Raw genomic sequence first — 892 nt, 5'->3', positions numbered from 1 at the left:
ATCCTTTTCCACTGTGGTGGCTTAGATATTTACCCATGCTAAAACCGGAAGAACCTTCTTTCCCTACTTCCCTCCTTTTCCAGTTAGCCTGAGGATTCCCGCCAGTGCTCAGGAAAGGATAGGCTCTTTGGCTCAGCGGGCTACCCTTCCCTCCTCTTTAGCTCTGGGAGTTCTGGTGGGGTTGTGCACTTTTCCCTGCTCAGGAGGTATTTATGTGGCTGTTATAGGGCTCTTGGCCTCCCAGAAAAGCTATTTCCAGGGACTGGGCTACCTTCTGGCCTATAATGTCATGTTTATCTTGCCCTTAATCGCCATACTTGCTCTTGCCTCTAATAGGGTTGTCACCACCAAGCTTCATCAGTAGCAGCAGTCAAAAACCAGGCCCATGCGTCTGATCTATGGGCTGGCAATGATAGGAGTAGGGGTTTTTACTCTGCTCTGGCTGCGGTAAAGTAGTCAAGACGGAGCTGGCCCTGGAGGAGTTTCGCCTGAGCACTGAGGAAGAGTTTGATCTAGTTATCTCCACCTGGGTCTTCGAACATCTTGCTCAACCAGAGAGGGCTGCCAGGGAGGCTCTACGGGTGCTGAAGAGGGGAGGCCGGGTAGTTTTACTCTTCATTTCCCTCCCCTCTTTTCCTCTGAGATTGGTGATTCCCCCGATTGAGTTGTTTTTTCGGATGAAATGTCTCACCAGAGAGCAATATCTGGCTTTTCCTGGTCTTCAGTTGGTCAGGAGTTTTGCGGGAGGTTTTGAGACTCTGGTAGTTTTGGGAAAACAGGTGGATGGAGAAGGAGGTGCATCTCGGCAATGAAAAGATTCATGGTCCCCCGGGTTGCCCATAAAGAATGCGGCAGGGGACTGTCGCCTTTAGGCGACATGGGGAATGCTGCT

At 50.9% G+C, this 892-nt stretch carries 2 protein-coding genes; both read left to right on the top strand.

From position 1 onward, the window contains the following. Positions 1-127: 127 nt before the first annotated feature. A complete protein-coding gene (locus tag HW443_RS12030; protein ID WP_176235803.1) occupies positions 128-364 on the top strand; it encodes a hypothetical protein in 237 nt (78 codons plus the stop codon). A 103-nt stretch (positions 365-467) separates the two neighbouring features. Then, positions 468-812, top strand: a complete 345-nt coding sequence (locus HW443_RS12025; RefSeq protein ID WP_176235804.1) for a class I SAM-dependent methyltransferase — start codon at positions 468-470, stop codon at positions 810-812. Positions 813-892: the final 80 nt, after the last annotated feature.

It is taken from the genome of Candidatus Hakubella thermalkaliphila (genome assembly GCF_013281975.1).
Classification (GTDB): Bacteria; Actinomycetota; Humimicrobiia; order Hakubellales; family Hakubellaceae; genus Hakubella; species Hakubella thermalkaliphila.
Note: the sequence above shows the minus strand (reverse complement) of the source record. Positions and strands in the feature narration are given on the sequence as shown.